Annotated in this window: 17 protein-coding genes; 4 read left to right on the top strand and 13 right to left on the bottom strand. The window is 69.2% G+C overall.

The genetic code is table 11. From position 1 onward, the window contains the following. Positions 1 to 256 precede the first annotated feature (256 nt). Positions 257 to 889: a trimeric intracellular cation channel family protein gene (locus KS03_RS04545; RefSeq protein ID WP_015877967.1), complete on the top strand. Its 633-nt coding sequence runs from the start codon at positions 257 to 259 to the stop codon at positions 887 to 889. Between the two features lie 151 nt (positions 890 to 1,040). Here KS03_RS04545 and pdxR read toward each other — a convergent pair whose 3' ends face one another. Continuing rightward, the gene (gene pdxR, locus KS03_RS04540; RefSeq protein ID WP_015877968.1) at positions 1,041 to 2,690 is read right to left on the bottom strand and encodes a MocR-like pyridoxine biosynthesis transcription factor PdxR; all 1,650 of its coding nucleotides are present in this window, start codon (positions 2,688 to 2,690) and stop codon (positions 1,041 to 1,043) included. A 113-nt stretch (positions 2,691 to 2,803) separates the two neighbouring features. Here pdxR and KS03_RS04535 point away from each other — a divergent pair, with 113 nt between their 5' ends. After that, positions 2,804 to 3,517 carry an FMN-binding negative transcriptional regulator gene (locus KS03_RS04535; RefSeq protein ID WP_015877969.1) on the top strand — a complete coding sequence of 238 codons (714 nt, stop codon included), beginning with the start codon at positions 2,804 to 2,806 and terminating at the stop codon, positions 3,515 to 3,517. A gap of 201 nt (positions 3,518 to 3,718) precedes the next feature. Next, complete coding sequence (gene fabV, locus KS03_RS04530) at positions 3,719 to 4,921, top strand: enoyl-ACP reductase FabV (RefSeq protein WP_015877970.1); 1,203 nt, start codon at positions 3,719 to 3,721, stop codon at positions 4,919 to 4,921. Between the two features lie 104 nt (positions 4,922 to 5,025). On the opposite strand, the gene KS03_RS04525 is transcribed toward fabV, so the two are convergent. The 4 genes from KS03_RS04525 to KS03_RS04510 all read right to left on the bottom strand — a co-directional run bounded on the left by KS03_RS04525 (position 5,026) and on the right by KS03_RS04510 (position 10,463). Next, entirely contained in the window at positions 5,026 to 7,122 is a 2,097-nt protein-coding gene (locus KS03_RS04525) for a catalase (RefSeq protein WP_015877971.1), read from the bottom strand. Positions 7,123 to 7,379: 257 nt separating this feature from the next. Then, positions 7,380 to 7,970: an alpha/beta fold hydrolase gene (locus KS03_RS04520; protein WP_015877972.1), complete on the bottom strand. Its 591-nt coding sequence runs from the start codon at positions 7,968 to 7,970 to the stop codon at positions 7,380 to 7,382. A gap of 262 nt (positions 7,971 to 8,232) precedes the next feature. After that, positions 8,233 to 9,387, bottom strand: coding sequence for a flagellin (locus tag KS03_RS04515; protein WP_015877973.1), 1,155 nt, complete (start codon positions 9,385 to 9,387; stop codon positions 8,233 to 8,235). A 518-nt stretch (positions 9,388 to 9,905) separates the two neighbouring features. Beyond that, entirely contained in the window at positions 9,906 to 10,463 is a 558-nt protein-coding gene (locus KS03_RS04510; protein ID WP_015877974.1) for a GNAT family N-acetyltransferase, read from the bottom strand. 609 nt (positions 10,464 to 11,072) lie between these two features. On the opposite strand from KS03_RS04510, the gene KS03_RS04505 reads away from it, so the two are divergent. Then, positions 11,073 to 11,984 carry a LysR family transcriptional regulator gene (locus tag KS03_RS04505; RefSeq protein WP_015877975.1) on the top strand — a complete coding sequence of 304 codons (912 nt, stop codon included), beginning with the start codon at positions 11,073 to 11,075 and terminating at the stop codon, positions 11,982 to 11,984. Between the two features lie 144 nt (positions 11,985 to 12,128). Here the strand turns inward: KS03_RS04505 and KS03_RS04500 are convergent, their stop codons facing one another. The 8 genes from KS03_RS04500 to KS03_RS04465 form a co-directional block, all read right to left on the bottom strand. Next, positions 12,129 to 13,289, bottom strand: coding sequence for a mandelate racemase/muconate lactonizing enzyme family protein (locus KS03_RS04500; protein WP_015877976.1), 1,161 nt, complete (start codon positions 13,287 to 13,289; stop codon positions 12,129 to 12,131). Positions 13,290 to 13,351: 62 nt separating this feature from the next. After that, positions 13,352 to 14,542 (bottom strand): benzoate/H(+) symporter BenE family transporter, encoded by a 1,191-nt coding sequence (locus KS03_RS04495; RefSeq protein ID WP_015877977.1) that lies wholly within the window; start codon positions 14,540 to 14,542, stop codon positions 13,352 to 13,354. Beyond that, positions 14,539 to 16,203: a glutamate--cysteine ligase gene (gene gshA, locus KS03_RS04490; protein ID WP_015877978.1), complete on the bottom strand. Its 1,665-nt coding sequence runs from the start codon at positions 16,201 to 16,203 to the stop codon at positions 14,539 to 14,541. Before gshA ends, KS03_RS04495 begins: the two co-directional genes overlap by 4 nt. A 66-nt stretch (positions 16,204 to 16,269) precedes the next feature. After that, entirely contained in the window at positions 16,270 to 17,586 is a 1,317-nt protein-coding gene (locus KS03_RS04485) for an LLM class flavin-dependent oxidoreductase (RefSeq protein WP_015877979.1), read from the bottom strand. 59 nt (positions 17,587 to 17,645) lie between these two features. Further along, positions 17,646 to 18,836: a cystathionine beta-lyase gene (gene metC / locus KS03_RS04480; protein ID WP_015877980.1), complete on the bottom strand. Its 1,191-nt coding sequence runs from the start codon at positions 18,834 to 18,836 to the stop codon at positions 17,646 to 17,648. A gap of 2 nt (positions 18,837 to 18,838) precedes the next feature. After that, positions 18,839 to 20,680, bottom strand: coding sequence for a dihydroxy-acid dehydratase (gene ilvD / locus KS03_RS04475; RefSeq protein WP_015877981.1), 1,842 nt, complete (start codon positions 20,678 to 20,680; stop codon positions 18,839 to 18,841). 45 nt (positions 20,681 to 20,725) lie between these two features. Continuing rightward, positions 20,726 to 21,796, bottom strand: a complete 1,071-nt coding sequence (locus KS03_RS04470; RefSeq protein WP_230674462.1) for a DUF6421 family protein — start codon at positions 21,794 to 21,796, stop codon at positions 20,726 to 20,728. Positions 21,797 to 21,822: 26 nt separating this feature from the next. Continuing rightward, the gene (locus KS03_RS04465) at positions 21,823 to 22,347 is read right to left on the bottom strand and encodes a flavin reductase (protein WP_015877983.1); all 525 of its coding nucleotides are present in this window, start codon (positions 22,345 to 22,347) and stop codon (positions 21,823 to 21,825) included. Between the last annotated feature and the right edge of the window lie 25 nt (positions 22,348 to 22,372).

Here is a 22,372-nt window from a genome sequence, read left to right as displayed (position 1 = left end):
CGCCACCGTTGCCTCGCCGCGACTCGCGGCCTAAGGCGGGGTGCCGCCGTTTGCCCGGCCGCATCGCACGACGAGGTTGCGGTTGCAGTTTTCGGACATCTGCCTATCATCGTTACCTCGCTCCCCATCTGCTCGCCGAGATGTTCCCGCCTGCCCTGCCCTCCCGTCTCCGCCCGCCCACCCGGCCCACCCGGCCCACTCGGCCCACCCGGCCCGCCTGCGCCCACCCGGCAGCGGCGCCGAGGGCCGCGCGCGCATGAACGGCCACGTCGCCTACGCCGTGCTCGACCTGACGGGCACGTTCGCGTTCGCGATCAGCGGCGCGGTGGCCGCGCGCCAGCGCCGGCTCGACCTGTTCGGCGTGGTGTTCGTCACCTTCATCGTGGCGTGCGGCGGCGGCATCGTGCGCGATGTCTGCATCGGCGCCGTGCCGCCGGCGGGCCTCGCGAACTGGAGCTATCTGGCGGTCTCGCTCGGCGCGGCCGCGCTGACCGTTGCCGCCTATCAGAAAGTGCGCCGGCTGCGCTACCCGGTGCTGCTGTTCGATGCGATCGGGCTCGGCCTGTTCGCCGTGTCGGGCGCGCAGAAGGCGCTCGCCTACAGCGGCAGCGCCGAGGTGGCGATCCTGCTCGGCATGTTCAGCGCGGTGGGCGGCGGCGTGATCCGCGACGTGCTGCTCTCGCGCGTGCCGGCCATCCTGCAGCGCGAGATCTACGCGCTGGCCGCGCTCTTCGGCGCCACGGTGGAAGTCGTCTCGCTGCGCACCAACTGGCTGCCGGTGCTCGCGCCCTGGCTCGCGATCGGCGCATGCGTGGCGATCCGCCTGTCGTCGCTCTACTTCGGCTGGCGGCTGCCGGTGTTCGGCCGGCGCCAGCCGGCCGGCGAGTGAAGGCCGCGCGCGGCCCGGCCCGCGCGGCAACAGCGCAGTCCATTCGCGTCGGGCCACGTCGGGCGCGGCCAGCAGCCGGCCAGCCGGCGCCGTGGCCCGCCAAGCCGGCCCCGGCCCGGCCGCACACGCCGCCGGCGCCGGCGGCCGGGCCTCAGCCGCGGCCGAACTCCCGCGCCGCCTGCCCGATCACCGCCGCGAGCCGCCGCGCCGCCGCCTCCATGCGCGCCTCGTCGAAACCGCCGAAGCCGAGCACCAGCCCGGGGCGCGCGGTGCCGGGCCCGTACATCGGCGACACGGGCCGCACCGCCACGCCGGCCTCGCGCGCCAGCGCCGCCACGCGCCGGTCGTCGCAGCCGGGCGCGAGCCACAGCACCAGATGCATGCCCTGGTCGCTCGGCCCGCGCCATGCCAGCGCGGGCGGCAGCGCCGCGTCGAGCGTCGCGATCAAGCGCGCGCGGCGCGCCGCGTAGACGCCACGCACGCGCCGGATGTGACGATCGAGATGGCCCTCGGTGATGAAGGCGGCCAGCACGTGCTGCTCGGCCTCGGGCGCATGGCGGTCCATCAGCACGCGCGCGCCGCGAAACGCGGCCGCCAGCGCGGCGGGCACGATCGCATAGCCAAGCCGCAGCGACGGGAACAGGATCTTGCTGAAGGTGCCGAGATAGACGACGCGCTGCGGGTCGAGCCCCTGCATGGCCGGGAACGGATGTCCGGCGTAGCGCAGTTCGCTGTCGTAATCGTCCTCGACGATCCACGCGTCGGCGGCCCGCGCCCAGTCGAGGAGCGCCGCGCGCCGCGCCACGCTCAGCGGCATGCCGAGCGGATATTGGTGCGAAGGCGTGACGAAGGCCGCGCGCGCATGGGGGGCGAGGCGCAGGCCGGCCTCGACGTCGAGCCCCTCGGCGTCCACCGGCACGCGCACCAGCGCGGCGCGCCGGCCGGTGCTCTCCAGGATCGCCGTGATGCCGCGATAGGCGGGGTTCTCCGCCCAGACGCAATCGCCAGCACCGAGCAGCACCTGACTCGCGAGAAACAGCCCCTGCTGGGTGCCGCTCGTCACGATCACCTGCTCGGCGTCGCAGCGCACCGAGCGCGAGCGGCGCACGTAGCCGGCGATCGCCTCGCGCAGCGCGGCCACCCCGCGCGGATCGCCATAACCGGACGGCACCGCGGCGCCGCGCGCGCGCAGGCGGTTGCCGAGCCGCCGCCAGGCGGCGCCGGGCAGCGTCGGGCCGCCCGGCACCGAGACCGCAAACGGCACCGGCGGCAGCGGCTCGAAATCGGCGGCGATCGCCGCGAACGCGGCGGCCGGCCCGGGCAGGCGCGCGGGCCTCGCCGGCTCGCCGCGCGCAGGCAGCCCACCCGGCGAAAGCGGCACGGGCGACACCGACGGCGAAGCCCGGCCGCCGACCGCCGCCCGCCCTGCGGCATGAACCGGCGGCTCGCCAGCGGCCGCGCGCGGCACCGCCCCGGCCTGCCGCACGCCGGCGCCCGGCGGCCCGCCGGGGGCGGCGCTCCCGGCCGGCGTCACGGCCGCCGCCACCCAGGTGCCGGTGCGCCCGCGCGCCACCAGAAAACCTTCGGCGATCAGCTGCTCGAACGCCTCGGTCACGGTCCCGCGCGCCACGCCGAGCGCGGCCGCCAGCGGCCGCGTGGCGGGCAGCGCTTCGCCGGCGCGCAGCTCGCCGCGCCCGATCGCCTCGCGCAGGCGCTGCGCGAGCTGGCGGCTCAACTGGCCCGCCGCGCGGTCGAGCGGGCCGAGCGACGGGATTTCCGGCGTCTTGGCGGTGCGTGCCATCGATTCTGGCCTGCTGAAATATCAAAAAACTGGCCCTTCATCATAAGCCAGACACGACGCAGAATGCAGCCACGCTCAACCGCGCCACCGCCCCTTTCCTCACCGGAGCCGCCATGTACCTGCCCGCCCATTTCACCGAAGCGCGCCCCGAGGCATTGCACGCGCTGATCGCCGCGCATCCGTTCGGCGCGCTCGTCACGCACGGCCCGCAGGGGCTCGACGCCAACCACCTGCCGTTCCACCTCGACCCGCAGGCCGGCCCGCACGGCGTGCTGCACGCGCACGTGGCACGCGCCAACCCGGTCTGGCAGCAGTTGCGCGACGGCGACCCGGTGCTGGTGATCTTCCGTGCGCTGGACGCCTACGTCTCGCCGAACTGGTATCCGAGCAAGCACGAGACGCATCGCCAGGTGCCCACCTGGAACTACGCGGTGGTCCACGCCCACGGCCGCCTCACGGTGCGCGACGACACGCGCTACGTGCGCGGCGTGGTGGCCCGGCTCACGCGCACCCACGAGGCCGCGCAGCCGGTGCCGTGGAAGATGGGCGACGCGCCGGCCGACTATCTGGAGCCGCTGCTCGCGGCGATCGTCGGCCTCGAGATCGAGATCACGCGGCTCGAAGGCAAGGCGAAGCTGAGCCAGAACAAAGAGGCGCGCGACCGGCAGGGCGCCGCCGCCGGCCTGCTCGCGCAGGGCCGCCATGCGATCGCCGCGGCGATGCTCGCGGGCGGCACCGGCGCGGACCCCGCGCAGCGGTCCGGCGCCGCGCCCGAGCCTCCGTCGGATCGCCAGTGCGGCGCACCGGACACCGGCATCACGAAATGAGCCTGCCGCGCGGACCCGGGCCGGGCGCCGCGCAGCGGCCTCGCGCACGGGTCGAGGCATGCCGGGCGCGGCCGGGCCGGGCCGGGCCGGCCCGGCGTGGCATGAATCGGCCGCGATCGCGCGCGGCGGCGCGGGGCATCCATTACAATGCACGGCGTTTACGTTCGTCGAACTACGACTTCCCCGCATTCAGAGGCTTTCATGATCATCAAACCGCGCGTGCGTGGCTTCATCTGCGTGACCACTCACCCCGTCGGCTGCGAAGCCAACGTCAAAGAACAAATCGACTACGTGGTCAAGCAAGGCCCGATCGCCGACGGTCCGAAGAAGGTGCTGGTGATCGGCTCGTCGACGGGCTACGGCCTTGCCGCGCGCATCTCGGCGGCGTTCGCCTCGGGCGCGGACACGCTCGGCGTGTGCTTCGAGCGCGCCGGCAGCGACAGCAAGCCGGGCACGGCCGGCTGGTACAACACGGCGGCGTTCGAGAAATTCGCCAAGGCCGAGGGCCGCTATGCGAGGACGATCAATGGAGACGCGTTCTCCGACGAAGTGAAGCGCGTCACGCTCGAGACCATCAAGGCCGACCTCGGCCAGGTGGATCTGGTGGTCTACAGCCTGGCCTCGCCGCGCCGCACGCATCCGAAGACGGGCGTGGTGCATCAGTCCACGCTCAAGCCGATCGGCAAGACGGTGCAGTTCCGCGGCCTCGACACCGACCGCGAAGTGATCCGCGAGACGGTGCTGGAGCCGGCCACGCAGGAGGAAGTCGACAACACGGTGGCCGTGATGGGCGGCGAGGACTGGAAGATGTGGGTGGACGCGCTGCGCGAGGCCGGCCTGCTGGCCGAGGGCGCGAAGACCACGGCGTTCACCTATCTCGGCGAGCAGATCACGCACGACATCTACTGGAACGGCTCGATCGGCGCGGCCAAGAAGGACCTCGACCGCACCGTGATCGGCCTGCGCGAGTCGCTCGCGCCGCTCGGCGGCGACGCACGCGTGTCGGTGCTGAAGGCGGTGGTCACGCAGGCCAGCTCGGCGATCCCGATGATGCCGCTGTACCTGTCGCTGCTGTTCAAGGTGATGAAGGAAACCGGCACCCACGAGGGCTGCATCGAACAGGTGTACGGGCTGCTGCACGACACCCTGTACGGCACCACCCCGCACATCGACGAGGACGGCCGCCTGCGCGCCGACTACAAGGAGCTGGCCCCGGAAGTGCAGGCCAAAGTGGCGGCGCTGTGGGGCCACGTCACCAACGAGAACCTCTACGAGCTGACCGACTTCGCCGGCTACAAGCACGAGTTCCTGCGCCTGTTCGGCTTCGAGATCGCGGGCGTGGACTACGACGCCGACGTCAATCCCGACGTGCCGATTCCGGGCCTGATCCAGGTCGGCATGTAAGGCCGCCGCGCGGCAGACGCCGCGCGGAGCAGACCTGAAACAGCATGGAAACAAGCGGCGCCGGCCTTCACCGGCGCCGCTTTTTGGTTCACGCGCGCCGCTCGTCAGGCCAGTTCGCGCAGCTTCGGCTCACGATCGTAGAAGCGCCTGGCCGCCGCCTTCACGAAGGCCTCGCCAAGATCGGTCACGCCCGCGTCGGGCTGGATGCCGGCCCGCTCCAGCAGCGGCTGCGCGCCCGGCGTGTGGCCGATCGCCTTCAGGTGGGCGAACGCGTCGAGCACGAACGAGAGCGCCGCCGCATCCTGCGCGAGCTTGCGCGCGGCGTCCTCGGTCAGCGCCAGCGCCACGGCATCGACCAGCACCGACGGCGAGCCGGCCAGCTGCCCGTGCGCCGTCAGCGTGCCGCCCTGCACCGGCACCCCGCCCACCTTCGGTGCGATCAGCATGGCGCGCCCGCCGGCCTTCTCGATCGACGCCACCAGCGCCTCGATCGCGGCCTTGTCCGAGCCCTCGTCGAACAGAATGCCCACCTTGCGGCCGCGCAGCGTGGGCTTGGCGTTGGCGACGATCGACAGCGCCGGCGACGGCTTCATGTCGATCGGCTCGCGCGCCGGCGGCGCGGCGTCGGGCAGCGCGATCGCTAGGCCGTCGGCCACGCGCTGCGCGAGCGATTCGTCGACGTTGCGCAGCCGCGAGACCATCCGCGAGCGCACGTGCTGCAGCGACACCTTCGACAGCTCGAACACGAACGCCGAGGCCAGATGCGCCTGCTCGATCGGCTCCAGCGAACGGAACAGCAGGCGGGCCTGGCTGTAGTGGTCGGCGAACAACTCGGCACGCACGCGCAGCTTGGCCGCGGGATCATTGCGCTCGGCGTTGGCCTGGAAGGTGGTGAAGCCCTCGGCCGGCGCCTCGCGCGGGCCGCCGTCCTCGCCCGCGTGGGCAAGCGAGTTCGGCTCGTAGTTGGCGCGGCCGGCCGGCACCTGGGTCTGCATCATCCCGTCGCGCTGCATGTTGTGGAACGGGCAGCGCGGCGCGTTGATCGGGATCTGGTGGAAGTTGGTGGTGCCCAGCCGCGACTTCTGCGTGTCGAGGTAGCTGAACAGGCGCCCCTGCAGCAGCGGATCGTTGCTGAAGTCGATGCCGGGCACCACGTTCGACGGCAGGAACGCGGCCTGCTCGGTCTCGGCGAAGAAGTTCTTCACGTTGGCGTTGAGCGTGAGCCGGCCGATCGTCTCGACCGGAATCTCCTCCTCGGGAATCAGCTTGGTGGCGTCGAGCACGTCGTAGGGCTGCTGCGCGGCCCACGCCTCGTCGAACACCTGGATGCCGAGATCCCACTCGGGGAAGTCGCCCGCCTCGATCGCCTCGAACAGGTCGCGGCGATGATAGTCGGGGTCCGCGCCGGCGATCTTCACGGCCTCGTCCCAGCAGGTGGACTGCACGCCGAGCACCGGCGTCCAGTGGAACTTCACGTAGCGCCCCTCGCCCTTCGCATTGACGAAGCGGAAGGTATGCACGCCGAAGCCCTGCATCATGCGCAGCGAACGCGGAATCGCGCGGTCGGACATCGCCCACATCAGCATGTGGGTGCTCTCGGGCATCAGGCTCGCGAAGTCCCAGAACGTGTCGTGCGCCGAGGCCGCCTGCGGGTAGCCGCGATCGGCCTCCATCTTCACGCTGTGGATCAGGTCCGGGAACTTGATCGCGTCCTGGATGAAGAACACCGGAATGTTGTTGCCCACCAGGTCCCAGTTGCCCTCGCGCGTGTAGAACTTCACGGCGAAGCCGCGCACGTCGCGCGGCGTGTCCACCGAGCCCGCACCGCCCGCCACCGTCGAAAAGCGCACGAACACCTCGGTCTCCTGGCCCGCCTGCTGGAACAGGTTCGCGCGCGTGAGCTCGGGAATCGCGCGCGTGCACTTGAACACGCCATGCGCGCCGCTGCCGCGCGCATGCACGATGCGCTCCGGAATCCGCTCGTGATCGAAGTGGAAGATCTTCTCGCGCAGCACGAAGTCCTCGAGCAGCGTCGGGCCGCGCTCGCCCGCGCGCAGGCTGTTCTGGTTGTCGGAGATCGGGACGCCGAAGTTGGTGGTCAGAATTTCGGGATCCTGCTTGCCGCGTCCCGTGTGTTGCTGATGCAGCTCGCCGCCGTGACCGATGACATCGGCATCCTGGGTCGCTTTCGATTTGGCCATGCACTTCCTCCACTTCCGGTTGTGGGGTCTATAACAGCCGATCGGCGCGCGGCGCGGCGGAGCGCCGGCGGTGCTCGAATCGGCATCGATCGCGGCGGACTCACTGCGGGCGAGAGCGCTTGCGCAGGCATGGCGCACGCCTGCAAAAACTACAAATCCGCCGACCGATGTGAAGTACGGCACGCATCCAGCGGGGGCATGCATGCCGGCCAGTGGATGGCGCAATAACCGGACCCGCTGCAACCGACGGCGGCGCGTCAGTGCCGCAGATGCGCTTCGACGAGCGGCGCGAGTGCGGCCGCATGCACGCTCGCGAGGTCGTGGCGCCCGCCGCGCACCACGTGCAGGCGCGCGTCGGGCAGCAGGCCGAGCAGCCGCTCGCCGATGGCGGGCGGGCTGAACGGATCGTGGTCGCCCCAGATCAGCAAGGTTGGCTGCATGACGCCGGGCAGTTGGCCCGTCAGATCGCCGCGGTAGGCGGGAAACCACTCGGGCAACGACGCATGGCCGGCCCGGAACGCGGCACGCCAATCGGCGGCGCCGAGCGCCTCGACGTCGATGCCGCCCGAGGTCACGCAGAGCACCAGATGCGTGACGAGTTCGGGGCGTGCCAGCACGCCGCCCATCGACTGGGCGATCAGCGCGCTGGGCCGGTCGAGGCGCGCCAGCACGCGGTCGAGCAGTTCGTCGAGGCTGCGGATCGACGGATCGGGCGGCTCGGCACCCAAGCCCGGATACGCGACGATCTCGCGCTCGGCGCCGTGCTGGAGACGTTGCGCAAGCGGCTGCCAGAACGCGGTATCGCCCGATGCGCCGGGCAGAAACAGCAGGCGGGAGGGAGACGGCATGAAGCAGGCTCCTTGACGAAGTGGCCGAGACGGCCTGGGCGCGGCGTGCAGGGGCCGGCGATGGCCGCTGGGCATCGACTGCTTCGGCCGGGGAAAACGGCGGCATCAGCAAAGGCCGCCGGCACTTCTTCATTTCGCGACGCCGAACCGAGTCAGCCAGGCCGCAAACGTTACGGACCGGCATCGTTACCGATTGCCGGTCCGTATCCTGGCCGAGACAACGCCTGCGCCGGCGGCCGGCCTCGCCCGGCCCGCCCGTCGCTTACTGCAGCAGCTTCAGGACCTGCTGCGGCAGCGAGTTGGCTTGCGCCAGCACCGAGATGCCGGCCTGTTGCAGCACCTGCGCCTTGCTCAGCGCCGCCGTTTCCTGCGCGAAGTCCGCGCTCTGGATCTGCGATTGCGCCGACGACAGGTTCGTCGAGTTGGCCTGCTGCGTTTGGCCGATGGCCTGCAGCCGGTTCTGGGTCGCGCCGAGCGTGGCCTGCAGGTTGTTGATGGTGGACAGCGCGTTGGCAACCGAGACGATGGCCTGGTTGGCGCTCGTCGTGTTGCTGATGTCCACGTTCGACACGGTCGGCGGCGCGTTCACCGCGTTGATCTGCGAGATCATGTTGGCCGCCGCGCTGGCCTGGGCCGTCGTCATGCCGCTGGTGGCAGCGGTGGCGAGCGTCAGGTTCGTGACCGCCGTGCCCGTGCCGGCTGCCGTGCCCGTCGTGAAGATCGCGCCGACTGCCGTCGCGCTCAGTGCCTGGCCGTTCTGGTCCGTGAACGAGAAGCCGCCCTTGCCGTCCGACAGCACGTTGACCGAGGTGATGGCCGGTTGTGCCGCCGTGGTGGCCGCGCCGTTCGCGTCGAGGCTCAGGTTCTGGATCGAGCCGACGTTGGTGCCCGCTTGCACCAGGCCGCCGCCGATCTTCGCCGCCGACAGGCTTTGGCTCAGGTCCAGGCTGACGGTCTGGCCGACGTTCGCGCCGATCTGGAAGGTGAGGATCCCGGCCGAACCGTCGAGCAGGTTCTTGCCGTTGAAGTTCGTTTGCGAAGCAATCCGGTTCACTTCCTGGATCTGCTGGGCCACTTCCTTCTCGGCCGCGGCCTGGTCGCTCGACGACAGCGTGCCGGTGGCCGCTTCGGTCGCCAGCGTGCTGATACGCTGCAGGCTGCTCGTCAGCGACGAGAGCTGGCTCGACGTCGTCTGGATCAGCGAGACGGCGTCGTTGGTGTTCTGCACGCCCTGGTTCAGGCCGTTGATCTGCGTTTGCATGCGCGTGGCGATCGCCAGGCCGGCGGCATCGTCAGCGGCGCTGTTGATGCGGTTGCCCGAAGACAGGCGCGTGATGGCTTGCGACAGGGCGCTCTGCGAGCCGTTCAGGTTTTGCTGAGCGACCAGCGAGTTGACGTTGGTATTGATTCCGAGCATGTTGCCTTCCCAATGTACAAATCGAAAAAAATATCGTGGAGTGCTTATTCCGACATCACATCGATAATGGAATTTCCACTCATCACTCGACCTATGCAATAAAACAGCAACCGCCGATAACGCCTACTGCGCAAACCCTCTGAAGAACCCGAATGACGTGTTGCCATCCCATGTCGGTCGGGGCCGGGAGCCGCGATGCTTGGTGCGGTGCTTGCAAGCATTTTTACGGCATGGCTCGTTAAAACTTGAGGGCCTGTCGAGCGGGCCTGGCGCGCGCTGCGCGGCCCGCCAGACGCCGGGCCTTGCTCCGCGCGAGGACACGCCGAACCCGAAACCTGTAGACAAAAAAAGGGCCACCCCAGGCGGCCTGGAAACCCATCTGCAATGGGCTCCCACAAGACTTTCATGCTCCGGAGCACGGTAGCCGCGGCTGCGGGAACGGAAAAACCTGGCAGAAGATCGATTTCATCAGACAAAAGCCGGCTGCTCGCCGGGGGCCTGATCTGCCGGCCAACGCCTCAGCGGTCGAACGATCCCGTTTGCCATTCACTGTTTGACCATTCTTTTTTTAGAATCGCATACTGCATGGTGTTTTCGAAAACCGGGTTGCCATTGCTGTCGTTCTTGAAGGAGATGAACTCCATGAAGACGCCTTCCTTGCGCATGCCCAGTCGTTCACACAGGCGCCGCGACGCCAGGTTTTCTTCTTCCACGTAGGCATACAGGCGCCGGGCTTGCTTGGCGGCGAACAGGTAATCGAAAAGAGCATGCGCTGCTTCGAAGGCGAACCCCCGTCCCGAGAAGGCCGCATTGAAATTCCAACCGACCGAGAAGGTGTCGTCTTCCTGCATGAAAAACAGGTCTCCGATGAGCTTGTCGGGCGCCTTCAAGCACACCGCGATATATTCGTCGCTTTTGCTGCGCCTGATTGCTTCGATCTTCGCCGCATTTTCATCCTCGAGCTTCATGGACAGATAACAGCTCGCCCGCGGCTCTCGCAAGTAGGACCATAGATCCAATGCGTCGCGCTGCTCGAAATTTCTCAGAATTAGCCGACTTGTTTCAATCTGTTCCATGATTCGCTTGACCGACCGGCAAAGCTGGATTCGACCCGCCGCCGGCGCTCCCGTTCAATCGAGCGGCGACCTGCGGTCGAACAGCGGGGCAAGGGCGGGGCAACGCGCGCCGCCGCGATGCGCGCGAGCGCGCCGGCGGACGGGCTGATTGGACGCCGTCGTGTGAATCGCCGACAATCGACACACCATCGATCAAGCCGGCTTCACCATGACAAAACCCGAAGAACACATTTCTCGACGCGGCTACCGGGGATGTCGCTGCCTGCTGCCTTCGGAAAATGTTTGGCCTGAATCGAAGCGAACGGTCTTGCGTCGACACATGGAATAGCCGGACTGGATTGCGCTACCCCGAAGAGGAGAGGAAACGGGTGGGATGAAACGCCGGCGAGCGGGCCGGACCGGCGCCGAATTTGCCGCGGCAGGCAAGGCGAGCCGCACATTCGGGTTTGAGGACGGACCAGCGGGGTGGCCAAGCGCTGCCGAACGCTCGCCGCAAACGCGGCCGAAGGGTTCGTCCCGGAGCCGCGTCCGAACCAGCGCGGCCACGTCAAATGCACGACCGCCGCCTGTCCAATCATTTTCTCATCGCCTTCAGACGTATTTCAAAAAATGCACAACTTCGTCCCCGATCTGCGCCAGTGGTACTACTTCGTCGCTGTCGCCGAGGAGCGGCATTTCGGTCGAGCCGCCGTGCGCCTGTCCATGACTCAGCCCCCTCTCTCACAGGCGATTCGCTCGCTGGAGCGCGAGCTCGGCGTCATGTTGTTTGCCCGCACGAACCGCACGGTCACGCTCACTGCGGTCGGCGAAGCATTGCTCCCCGAGGTCCGTAAGCTACTGAGCGCGGCCGAGGCGCTTCCCCCGCTGGCGCAGAGTCTCGCGCGGGGCGAGAGCGGGAGCCTGTCGCTGGCGTTTGTGTCAATTGCCGACTATGGCCTGCTCCCATTGCTGCTACGCGAGTTCGGCGCGCGCTATCCGCTGGTGCGGTTGCACCTCACCGAGGCCACCAGCGATGTGCAAATCGACGCGCTGGTGGCCGGCCAGATCGACGCGGGATTGATCGTCCCGCCAGTGCCGCCCCGCTACTCTTCGGAGCTGTCGTACCTGCCGGTCCTCAGGGAGCCGTTGGTGCTCGCGATACCGGCCGCCGAATCGGATGCGGCCGAGGACGTGCCGATTCATCTGGCAGAAGTTGCCGAGCTCCCGCTCGTGATTTTCCCGCGGCGCCTTGCGCCAAATTTTTACGATTCGATCATGGAATGCTACCGCGTTGCGGGCGTGGTTCCGCGGATTGGCCAAGAAGCGATCCAGATGCAGACGATCGTCAGCCTCGTTTCCGCCGGCATCGGTGTGGCCGTGGTTCCGCAATCACTGCGAAACTTGCGACGCACGGGCGTCATCTACCGCCCGATCGCACACGAACCGTTCATCGTCGAAACCGGCTTGGCATGGCGAAAAGCCGACACCGGACATGTGTTGACCAGTTTTATCAATATCGTGCAAACCCTGACGTCCAGGTAATGCAGGCGCAAGCGAGCCAGGCGCCGGTTTGGTCGCGGGGCCGCGGCCCATGGCGCGGCACGCGCGCGAATCGTGCGGACCGCCGCAGACGGGGATGGCCGCACGCGGCCCGCGCCGCGTGCTTGCCGGCGCGCCGGCGCACGCTCAGGCCTTGCCGTGACCCTGCGATCCGGGGCCGGACGAGAACTCGCGCACGCCGTCTCGGTTGATTCCGAAGCCGAGCCCTGGCGCATCGGGCAGCGCCAGCGTTCCGTCCTGCTCGGCCGGCAGGCCGGCGAACAGGTTCCGGCAGATGTCGACCGCCACCACGTGCCACTCGACCGAGCCGCCGTTCGCGAGCCCGCCGTGCAGGTGCATGTTGTGGAACGGGAAGGTGCCGCCGTTGTCGATCGGCACGCCGAACGCCTGCGCGAGCGCGGCCGCGCGCGTCGCCACCGAGAAGCCGCCGCACACGCACACGTTCGGCTGCAGGATGTCGACCGCATCGTTCACGAGGAAATCGCGGAACCGGAACAATTGCCCCTCGCTCTGGCCGGTGGCGATGGGAATGCCGCCGCGCTTTCTCAGGTCGGCAAGCTTGGCGGGGTCGTTGTCCGCGATCGGCTCCTCGAAGAAGCCGATGTCGCAATCGGCGACGCGCTCGGCAAGCCGCAACGCGTGGTAGTGATCGAGCCCGCAATTCGCGTCGATGTAGATCTCGGCGGCGTCGCCCACCGCGTCGCGCACGGCGCGCACGCGTGCCACGTCATCCGCGACCACCTGCTCGAGCGGCCTTCCTTCGTTGCGGCGCGCGAGCGCGTGATAGCCGACGATCATCTTGATGCGGCGCTGCCCCGAGGCGACGAGCGCGCGCGCCGCCTGCACGAGCTCCGCGCGCTCGACCGACGCGAAGCCGAAGGTCGTGTAGAGCGGCACCACCGGGCGCGCACCGCCGAGCATCTTCCACACCGGCAGGCCGGCGATCTTGCCGATCGCGTCCCAGACCGCGATGTCGATCGCGGAGATCACATGGCCCGCGTAACCGGTCTGCCCGCGCGGGCACAGCAGCCAGACCAGCTTGTCGAGAATGCGCTCACGCGCCATGAGGTCCATCCCGATCAGGTTCGGCGCCGCGACGTGGTCGATCGCGGCGGCGACGACGGCCTCGTCGGTGATCGCCGTGAAGCCGTGGCCCGTGACGCCCTGCGAGGTCTCGATCTCGACGATCACGCCCGACAGCTTGCCGGAAAAACGGACGCCGGCGATCTCCGCGTTGCCGTGCGCGAACACCGGCGTCGCGGTGATTTTCTCAATGGTGTGCTGCATGTTGTCTCCGTTGGTTTCGAAGGTGACTACAGGACTGCTGCGGACCGCATCGCCGGCCGGCCTCACGCGGCCGGCGCGCGGCGCAGCAGGAAGGTGAGCCCGACGCCGGTCAGCAGCCCCCAGAACGCGCCGCCGATGCCGAGGAACGCATGGCCGGCCATGGTCACGAGGAAGGTGAGGATTGCCGCTTCACGCGCGTCCTTGTCGGCGAACGAATTGAGCAGCGCGCCGCCCAGCGCGTTCATCAGCGCGAGACCGGCGACGGCTTCGATGATGATCGGCGGCGCGACCGCGATGAACAGCGTCGCGGCGCTGGCCGCCAGCCCGTACACGATGTAGGCGGCGCCGCAGACGATGCCGGCCCAGTAGCGCCGCGCCTGGTCGGGGCCGGCCTCCTCGCCCGCGCACAGCGCGGCGGTGATCGCGGCCAGCCCGATCGGCGGACCGCCGAACGGCGCGGCGATCAGGCTGCACAGCCCGGTGGCGGTAAACAGCCGCGACGCCTCGGGCCGGTAGCCGTTGACGTTGAGCACCGCGACGCCCGGGATGTTCTGCGACGCCATCGTCACGATGAACAGCGGCACCGCGACGCTCACCATGGTCGACGCCGAGAACACCGGCCCGACCAGCGCGAGATGCGGCAGAATGCTGGCCGCGCCGACGCTGCCGGTGTGCGCGATGAACGCGATCACCACCAGCGTCGCCACGGCCGCGCATGGCACCGCGAGGATCTTGCGAATCCGCATCATCACGACCCAGACCAGCAGGATCGGCGCGACGTAAAGCGGATAGCGGGCGATGGCATGCACCGGCGCGACGCAGAGGTTCAGGATGATCCCCGCGAGCATCGCGTTGGCGATCGGCAGCGGAATCTTCGAGATCGCGCGGCCGAGCGGCCTCCACAGCCCGGCCAGCGTGAGCAGCACGCCGGTCAGCACGAGCGCGCCGACCGCGGCCGGATAGCCGCCCTTCACCGCGCCCAGGCCGAGCAGCAGCGCGGCGCCCGGCGTCGACCACGCGACGCTGACCGGCATCCGGGTGCGGTAGCTGAGCACGATGCCGGCCAGCCCCATCACGATCGAGACGGCCATCAGGCCCGACGCGGCCTGCGCGCGCGTGGCGCCGACGTTGGTCAGCGCGTTCACGATCAGCGTGAATGTCGAGGCGAAGCCGACGAACGACGCCAGCGCGCCCGCGCCCGCTGCGCGCATCGAGAAGCCGCGCTCGGTTTTCAATTCCGCGATACTGCTCATCTATCCTCCGTGAGATCGGTTGCATGCGGCGGCTGCCGCGTCAGTGCGTCGTGACTGGGCTCGCCCCATTCCTGGTTCAGCGTTCCCGCCTGGTACGCGGCGAGAAACGCGTCGAAGTTGCCGATCTGGGTGCGCTCCAGCTCGGCCTGCCGGCGCAGCGATTCGGCGGCGGCCGCCTCGAAGCGGGCCTGCACCTGCGCCGGCAGCGGCCGCGCGCGAAACGCCTCGGTGTGGGCGAGCGACTGCCGCATCCCGAACGCGAAGCAGGCACCGCGCGGTTCGTTGCGCAAGCTGCGCAGCTCCTCCAGCACCCGTGCCGACGGCGTCGCCTGGGGATCGTCGAGCTTGGCGCGCTGCGCGTCGAGCGCGGCGGTCGCAAGCGTGTGGCCGCGCTGCTGGTCCAGCACGCAGGCGGCCTCGTGTATGCGCGCGAGCAGCTCCCGGGCCCAGCTGCGCAGTGCGACGCGCTGCTCGCCGCATTGCAGCGTCAGCCCCGGGCGCCGCCCTTCCCGCGCGACCGCCGCGAAGTTGCGCCTGCAGATGTCAGACTCCCCGGCGGCGAGGCACGGGCTGTTGTCGAGCGCGCAGAACAGCAGGAACGCGTCGACGAAGCGCAGCGTCGCCTCCGCGACGCCATGCGGCGCGAACGGATCGATATCGAGGCTGCGCACTTCCACGTATTCGATGCCGCCGCTGCGCAGCGCGTCGAGCAGCCGCTCGCCGCTGCGCATCGTGCGCTTGGGACAAATCGACGAATAGAATTCGTTCTCCATCTGCAGCAGATGCGTGTTGAGTTGCAGCCACTCGCCGTCGCGCTTCGCGCCGACGGCCTGATATTCAGGACAGGGCTGCGCGACTGCGCGCGCGAGCCCCTCCAGATAGGCGTCGAGGTCGTTCAGGCACGGCGCGACCGCCTCCTGCACGCGGTTCTGGTAGCCGAGGTCGCTCATGCGCAGGCTGGTCGCGTAGGGCAGGTACAGCGTGGCCGCGTCGAACGCCTCGAGCCCGTGCCGGTCGCCGGCGACGAAGCCCGAGCACAGCGCAGGCGACGCGCCGAACAGGTAGAGCAGCAGCCAGCCGTAGCGATGGAAATTGCGGATCAGCGCGAGATAGCCGGTCGAGCGCGTGTCGCGGTCGGCCGGCGCGCACCCGTCGCGCACCTCGCGCAGCAGCGGCCACAGCGAATCGGCGAGCGAATAGTTGTAGTGAATTCCGGCGATGCACTGCATCGCCTTGCCGTAGCGCAATGCCAGCCCGCGCCGGTATACGTGCTTCAGGATGCCGGGGTTCGACGTGCCGTACCAGGCGATCGGAATGCGGCGGTCGTCGTCGAGCGGGCACGGCATCGACTGGCTCCACAGCAGCTCGTCGCCGATCGCCTGGCAGGCGAAGCGGTGCAGCTCGTCGAGCCGCTCGATCACGTCGGCCGCGTCGTGCTGCGGCGGCGTCACGAACTCGAGCAGCGGCTCCGCGTAGTCGGTCGTGATCGACGGATGCGTGAGCGCCGCGCCGAGCGCGCGCGGATGCTGCGTCAGCGCGAGCCGGCCGGCGGCATCCACGCGCAGCGCCTCGCGCTCGACGCCGCACCGCCCGTGGCCGAGCAGCGGCAGGTGCGCGGCGTCGCTCAGCACGCAGAGCCGGCGACGGTATGGCGTCGTCATCCACGTCTGTCGAGGTGAATCATGGGTCATCGCGGTCTCCGGGAACGATGTCTGGCGGCGCGCCGTTCAATCGAGCGGGCTCTTGGGCCGCGGCAGGCCGATGTGCTCGCGCAGCGTCGCGCCTTCGTAGCGCGTGCGGAACAGCCCGCGCCGCTGCAGTTCGGGCACCACCATCGTCACGAAGTCGTCGTAGCCGTCGGGCACGGTGTAGAACACGACGATGAAGCCGTCGCACGCCTGCGTCATCAGCCACTCCTCCATCTGGTCGGCGATCTCGCTCGCGGTGCCGACCATCTCGCCGGTGCCGGATTCCGCGGCGCGCTTCGCAAGCTCGCGCACCGTCAGCCCCTCGCGCCGCGCGAGCGCCACCCATTCGCGCTGGTTACCCTGCCCTTGCTCGGTATGCGGCAGATCGGGTAGCGGCTTGTCGGGATCGAACTTCGAGCAATCGACGCCGAGCCGGATCGACAGGTTCGGGAGGTTGCTGTCGACGTGCACGAGATCGTCCATGTGGCGCTTCTTCGCGAGCGCCTCGGCACGCGTGCGGCCGACGTACACCTGGTTGGCCGGCAGGATCTTCAGGTGCTCGGGATTGCGCCCGGCCGCCACCGCGCGCGACTTCACATCGCGATAGAAGGCGCGCCCGGTCTCGATGCTGCGTGCGTTGCCGAACACCAGATCGGCCGACCGCGCGGCCATGTCGCGCGCCTCCTCCGACGCACCGGCCAGCGCGATCACCGGCCAGCCCTGCACCGGCCGCGCGATGTTCAGCGGCCCCTTCACCGAGAAGAACCTGCCCTTGTGGTTGAGCGGCCGGATCTTCTCCAGATCGGAGAACACGCCCGTCTCCTTGTCCATCACCAGCGCGTGATCGGACCAGCCGTCCCACAGCCCTGTCACGACCTTGAAGAACTCCTCGGCGCGCTCGTAGCGCTCCGCGTGACGCAACGCGGTTTCCAGCCCGAAGTTCAGCGCGGCCTCCGGGTTCACCGTGGTGACGATGTTCCAGCCCGCGCGGCCGCCGCTCAGGTGATCGAGCGACGCGAAGCGGCGCGCGAGCAGGTAGGGATCTTCATAGCTCGTCGTGCCGGTCGCGATCAAGCCGATGCGGTCGGTGCACGCGGCGATCGCCGACAGCATCACGAGCGGGTCGTACGACGTGATCGTGCCGCTGCGCTTGAGCGCGTTCGGCGGCATTGGCATCACCGCGAGGTGATCGGCAGTGAATACCGCATCGAAGCAGGCATGCTCGAGCTTTTGTGCGAGCGACCGAATCACCGGCCAGTTGAAGTTCGCCAGCGTCGGCGCGCTCGGGTGCCGCCACCACGCCGTATGCAGGCAGATGGGGCGCATGAATCCACCCAGGCAGAGTTGCTTCGTCATACGGGCTCCTCGTGATTGGAAAGCTGCATCATGTGTGCGTCCGGAATCGGGCGGCCCCGTCAGCACGCGTCGTTGAAGCGGGCGAAGCCCGCGTCGAGGTCGCCGATCAGGTCGTCGGCGTTCTCCAGGCCGATGTGAAAGCGCACGCACGGGCCGCCCGGGTCCCAGTGCGAGGCGGTGCGGTAGGCGGTACAGTCGAACGGCATCGCGAGGCTTTCGTAGCCGCCCCACGAATAGCCGAGCCCGAAATACGCGAGCCCTTCGAGCAGGGCGGCCACCGCCTGCGGCGGCGCCGGGCGCAGCACGACGGAGAAGAGCCCCGTCGCGCCGCGGAAGTCGCGCGCCCATAGCGCGTGGCCGGCATCGTGCTCCAGCGCCGGATAGCACACGCGCTGCACTTCCGGGCGCGCGGCGAGCCAGCGCGCCACCTGCAGCGCGTTGGCCTGGTGCTGGCGAAGCCGCACGCCGAGCGTGCGCAGGCCGCGCAGCGCGAGAAACGCATCGTCGGGGCTCACGCATTGCCCGGTGTCGCGCTGATACTGTTCGAGCGCCGGCAGCGCGCGCGCGGAGGCCGACACCATCCCGATCATCAAGTCCGCATGGCCGGCCAGATACTTGGTGCCGGCCTGGATCACGAGATCGACGCCGTGCGCGAACGCGTCGAAGAACAGCGGCGTCGCCCAGGTGTTGTCGAACAGCACCGTCAGCCCGCGGTCGCGCGCGAGCGCGGCAAGCGCCGGCACGTCGCAGATCTCCATGCTCTGCGAGGCGGGCGCCTCGAGATACAGCGCGCGCGTGTTCGGCCGGATCAGCGCGGCGAGCGCGTCGACCGAGGCGCACGGCGCGAAGTAGGTCGTCTCGATGCCCGCGCGCCGCAGCACGCCGTCGCACAGCTGCCGCGCGGGCTTGTACACCGCATCCGTCATCAGCAGATGGTCGCCGGCCGCGAGGCACGACGACAGCGCGGTCGTGATCGCCGCGAGACCCGACGGGCACAGCACGACGCCCGCGCCATGATCGAGCGCGCGCACCGCGTCCTGCAGCGCGACGGTGGTCGGCGAGCCCCGCCGGCCGTACACGTAGGGCTGCGTGTAGCCGAGCAGGTCGGCCACGCTCGGCGCGAGCACCGTCGAGCCCCGGTACACCGGCGGATTGACGAAGCCATGATGCGCGGCCGGCGCGCGGCCGCTCGTGACGAGCACGGTGTCGACCTGCGGGTCGGCCGACGGACGCTTCGGGGCGGGCCGCATGGTCAGCCCTTGACGATGCGCACGGCACCGCGCGCCGCGCTCGTGGTCATCGCCGCGTAGGCGCGCAGCGCGCCCGACACGCGGCGCTGCCGCTTCTCCGGCTGCCAGGCGAGCTTGCCGCGCGCCTCCATCGCCGCGCGGCGGCGCTGCAGTTCCTCGTCCGGCACCAGCAGGTTGATCGAGCGGTTCGGAATGTCGATCTCGATCGCGTCGCCGCTCTCGATCAGCCCGATCTCGCCGCCCTCCGCCGCTTCGGGAGACACGTGCCCGATCGACAGCCCCGACGAGCCGCCGGAGAAGCGGCCGTCGGTGATCAGCGCGCACTGCTTCGCGAGCCCCTTCGATTTCAGGTAGCTGGTCGGATAGAGCATCTCCTGCATGCCCGGCCCGCCGCGCGGTCCTTCGTAGCGCACGATCACGATGTCGCCCGGGCCGACGGCGCCGCCGAGAATGCCTTCGACGGCCTCCTCCTGCCCCTCGAACACGCGCGCGGTGCCGGTGAACCTCAGCATGCCGCCGTCGACGCCCGCGGTCTTCACGATGCAGCCGTCGCGCGCGATGTTGCCGAACAGCACCGCGAGCCCGCCGTCGCGCGAGAACGCGTGTTCGGCATCGCGGATGCAGCCGGTCCGGCGGTCGAGATCGAGCTCGTCGTAGCGGTTGTCCTGGCTGAACGCAACGTGCGAGCGCACGCCGCCCGGTGCCGCGCGATAGAAGCGCGACACCGAATCGACGCGATTGCGCATCACGTCCCAGCGCGCGAGCACGTCGGCGACGCTCGGCGCGTGGACGGTCGGCAGCGTCGTGTTCAGCAGCCCCGCGCGATCGAGCTCGCCCATGATCCCGATCACGCCGCCGGCACGGTGCACGTCCTCCATGTGCACGTCCTGCACGGACGGCGCGACCTTGCACAGCACCGGCACGCGGCGCGACAGCCGGTCGATGTCGGCCATCGTGAACGGCACTTCGCCCTCGTGGGCGGCGGCCAGCAGGTGCAGCACCGTGTTGGTCGATCCGCCCATCGCGATGTCGAGGGTCATCGCGTTCTCGAATGCCTCGCGCGACGCGATCGAACGCGGCAGCACGCTCGCATCGTCCTGCTCGTAGTAGCGACGCGCGAGCTCGACGATCACTCGCCCGGCCTCGAGGAACAGGCGCCTGCGCTCGGCATGCGTCGCCAGCACCGAGCCGTTTCCCGGCAGCGCGAGGCCGAGCGCTTCGGCAAGGCAGTTCATCGAGTTCGCGGTAAACATCCCGGAGCACGAGCCGCAGGTCGGGCAGGCGACGTTCTCGACCGCGCGCACCTCGTCGTCCGTCACCTGCGAGTCGGCGGCCACCACCATCGCGTCGATCAGATCGAACGCGCGCCGCTTGCCGCGAAACGTCAGCTTGCCGGACTCCATCGGCCCGCCCGACACGAAGATCACCGGAATGTTCAGGCGCATCGCGGCCATCAGCATCCCCGGCGTGATCTTGTCGCAATTCGAAATGCAGACCATCGCGTCCGCGCAGTGCGCGTTGACCATGTATTCGACGCTGTCGGCGATCAGCTCGCGCGACGGCAGGCTGTACAGCATCCCGTCGTGGCCCATCGCGATGCCGTCGTCGATCGCGATCGTGTTGAACTCCTTGGCGACCGCGCCGGCCGCTTCGATCTCGCGGGCGACCAGCTGGCCGAGATCCTTCAGGTGCACGTGCCCGGGCACGAACTGCGTGAAGGAATTGACCACCGCGATGATCGGCTTGTCGAAATCGGCGTCGGTCATCCCGGTGGCGCGCCACAGGCTGCGCGCGCCGGCCATGTTGCGGCCGTGGGTGGAAGTGCGTGAACGATAGATGGGCATCTTGGCTCTCGATAGATTCGGTTCGGAAAAACGGGCGGGCTGCCGTCAGTGCGGCTGTCCGGCTGCGCCCCAGTTGTTGTCGTTCTTGGCAAGCGTCGGCAACACGAACGACAGGACCTTTCTCCGGTCGAGCTCGGACGAAACGCTGAGCTGGTATTCCAGCGCCGTCAGCTTGATCACGATGGACCTGAGCGCCTGGGTCAGACGCTCGTAGCCGCCTTCGAAATAGAACGTGCCGCCACGCTGCGCGATAACGCCGTGGCGGGACAGGTAATGAAACAGCGCGACCGACGAGCGGGCGTCGTAGTTGTCGAGCGGCGGCGCCTGCAGGGGATAGCGGATCAGGCGCTCGGCCAGGATGTACTGTATCGACGCACGCAGCAGGCGGTCGTCCGAGCCCAGCCGGAACAGCGCGAGGATCGACAGGATGTCCACGCGCAGTTCTTCCGCGCCCGCGCCGTTGCGCGTGCTCTTCGCCTCGAGGTGCTCCGGGATCGGCAGGAAGCCGGTGCGATGGTGATACTCGTGCAGATGGACCCAGATCGCGCTGGCCTGCGTCAGCAGCGTGTCGTCCGCCGCGATCAGGTCCGGGAACGCGGTAGGCGACCAGTGCGCCTCGATCGCCGGGCGCGTGTAGCGCTTGAAGCGTTCGACGAACTTGTCGATGAAGTAGTACGCCTTGTGATACGCGCACAGCTCGGCGTCGATGAAGTTCTCGCCGAACACCGCCACCGCGAGCGGATTGCGAAAGCCGTCCGTGCACATGCGGATCTGCACCGGCAGCGCGTTGCCGTCCGGCGCGATCGCCAGCACGCTCGGCGGAATCGGCACCGGCGCGATCGCGGCGGCTTCGAGGAACGCGTCGGCGTTGTACGGCACGTCGAAGAACCCGAGGATGAAGCTCGGGTCCACCGAGTAGGTGAGGTCGAGCAGCGCGCCCGAGGCAAGGCGGCGATTCTCCAGCGTGACGAGCAGCGCACGCACGTGCGGGTTGTCGGCGTAGTCGCCGAGGTGCGCGCGCGCACATTGCGCGATGCGCGCGACGTCGCTACGAAAACCGCCGGCGAGGATCTCGCTGCGGCAGCGGTTGGTGGCTTGTACGATTTCGCGTTTCATATCGATCGTCCGGTCGGCGCGCGCCGTCATACGGCGCGGAATTCGCGCTGCAGATAGACGAGCGCCTCGTCGTCGGGCGCCGCGCAGCGCAGCGCCACCACTTCGCCCACCAGCAGCTCGTGCGTCGCCGCGCTCAGCGTTGCCACGAGCCGGCAGTCGAGCGCGACGCGGGCGCTCGACAGCACCGGTGCGCGCGTCGCGAGCTCGCCCCACTCGCCCGCCGTGAAGCGTGCGTCGCGCTCGTGCGCGGTGCGGCCCGCGAACACCTCGGCGATCGAGCGGTCGGCCGCGCCGAGCGTGTTCACGCAGAACACCTCGTTCGCGATCAGCCGCTGCGCCGACACGCTGCCGCGGTTTACCGACACGAGCACCGTCGGCGGTGCGTCGGACACCGACAGTACGGCGGTGGCCGTCATGCCGCAGCGGCCGGCCGGCCCGTCGCTGGTGAGCACGTGAACGGCCGACGCCACGCGGCACATCGCGTCTCGGAACTGCTGCGGCGATGCCGCGAGCGGCGAATCGGGAAACCGCGCGGGTTCGTTGTGGATCATGTCCTGTCTCCGTGCATGAGAGAAA

The sequence above is a fragment of the Burkholderia glumae LMG 2196 = ATCC 33617 genome (assembly GCF_000960995.1).
In the GTDB taxonomy this organism is placed as follows: domain Bacteria; phylum Pseudomonadota; class Gammaproteobacteria; order Burkholderiales; family Burkholderiaceae; genus Burkholderia; species Burkholderia glumae.
The sequence above is the reverse complement of the archived record's forward strand: the minus strand, read 5'-3'. Positions and strand labels throughout refer to the sequence as shown.

Excerpts from the sequence above, each read along its gene's own strand:
- gshA (WP_015877978.1), bottom strand. The coding sequence starts at position 16,203 with ATGACGACGCCATACCGTCGCCGGCTCTGCGTGCTGAGCGACGCCGCG.
- KS03_RS04535 (WP_015877969.1), top strand. The coding sequence starts at position 2,804 with ATGTACCTGCCCGCCCATTTCACCGAAGCGCGCCCCGAGGCATTGCAC.
- KS03_RS04465 (WP_015877983.1), bottom strand. The coding sequence starts at position 22,347 with ATGATCCACAACGAACCCGCGCGGTTTCCCGATTCGCCGCTCGCGGCA.
- KS03_RS04495 (WP_015877977.1), bottom strand. The coding sequence starts at position 14,542 with ATGAGCAGTATCGCGGAATTGAAAACCGAGCGCGGCTTCTCGATGCGC.
- KS03_RS04545 (WP_015877967.1), top strand. The coding sequence starts at position 257 with ATGAACGGCCACGTCGCCTACGCCGTGCTCGACCTGACGGGCACGTTC.
- metC (WP_015877980.1), bottom strand. The coding sequence starts at position 18,836 with ATGCGGCCCGCCCCGAAGCGTCCGTCGGCCGACCCGCAGGTCGACACC.
- KS03_RS04500 (WP_015877976.1), bottom strand. The coding sequence starts at position 13,289 with ATGCAGCACACCATTGAGAAAATCACCGCGACGCCGGTGTTCGCGCAC.
- KS03_RS04510 (WP_015877974.1), bottom strand. The coding sequence starts at position 10,463 with ATGGAACAGATTGAAACAAGTCGGCTAATTCTGAGAAATTTCGAGCAG.
- fabV (WP_015877970.1), top strand. The coding sequence starts at position 3,719 with ATGATCATCAAACCGCGCGTGCGTGGCTTCATCTGCGTGACCACTCAC.
- KS03_RS04505 (WP_015877975.1), top strand. The coding sequence starts at position 11,073 with ATGCACAACTTCGTCCCCGATCTGCGCCAGTGGTACTACTTCGTCGCT.
- KS03_RS04515 (WP_015877973.1), bottom strand. The coding sequence starts at position 9,387 with ATGCTCGGAATCAATACCAACGTCAACTCGCTGGTCGCTCAGCAAAAC.
- KS03_RS04485 (WP_015877979.1), bottom strand. The coding sequence starts at position 17,586 with ATGACGAAGCAACTCTGCCTGGGTGGATTCATGCGCCCCATCTGCCTG.
- pdxR (WP_015877968.1), bottom strand. The coding sequence starts at position 2,690 with ATGGCACGCACCGCCAAGACGCCGGAAATCCCGTCGCTCGGCCCGCTC.
- KS03_RS04520 (WP_015877972.1), bottom strand. The coding sequence starts at position 7,970 with ATGCCGTCTCCCTCCCGCCTGCTGTTTCTGCCCGGCGCATCGGGCGAT.
- KS03_RS04470 (WP_230674462.1), bottom strand. The coding sequence starts at position 21,796 with ATGAAACGCGAAATCGTACAAGCCACCAACCGCTGCCGCAGCGAGATC.
- ilvD (WP_015877981.1), bottom strand. The coding sequence starts at position 20,680 with ATGCCCATCTATCGTTCACGCACTTCCACCCACGGCCGCAACATGGCC.
- KS03_RS04525 (WP_015877971.1), bottom strand. The coding sequence starts at position 7,122 with ATGGCCAAATCGAAAGCGACCCAGGATGCCGATGTCATCGGTCACGGC.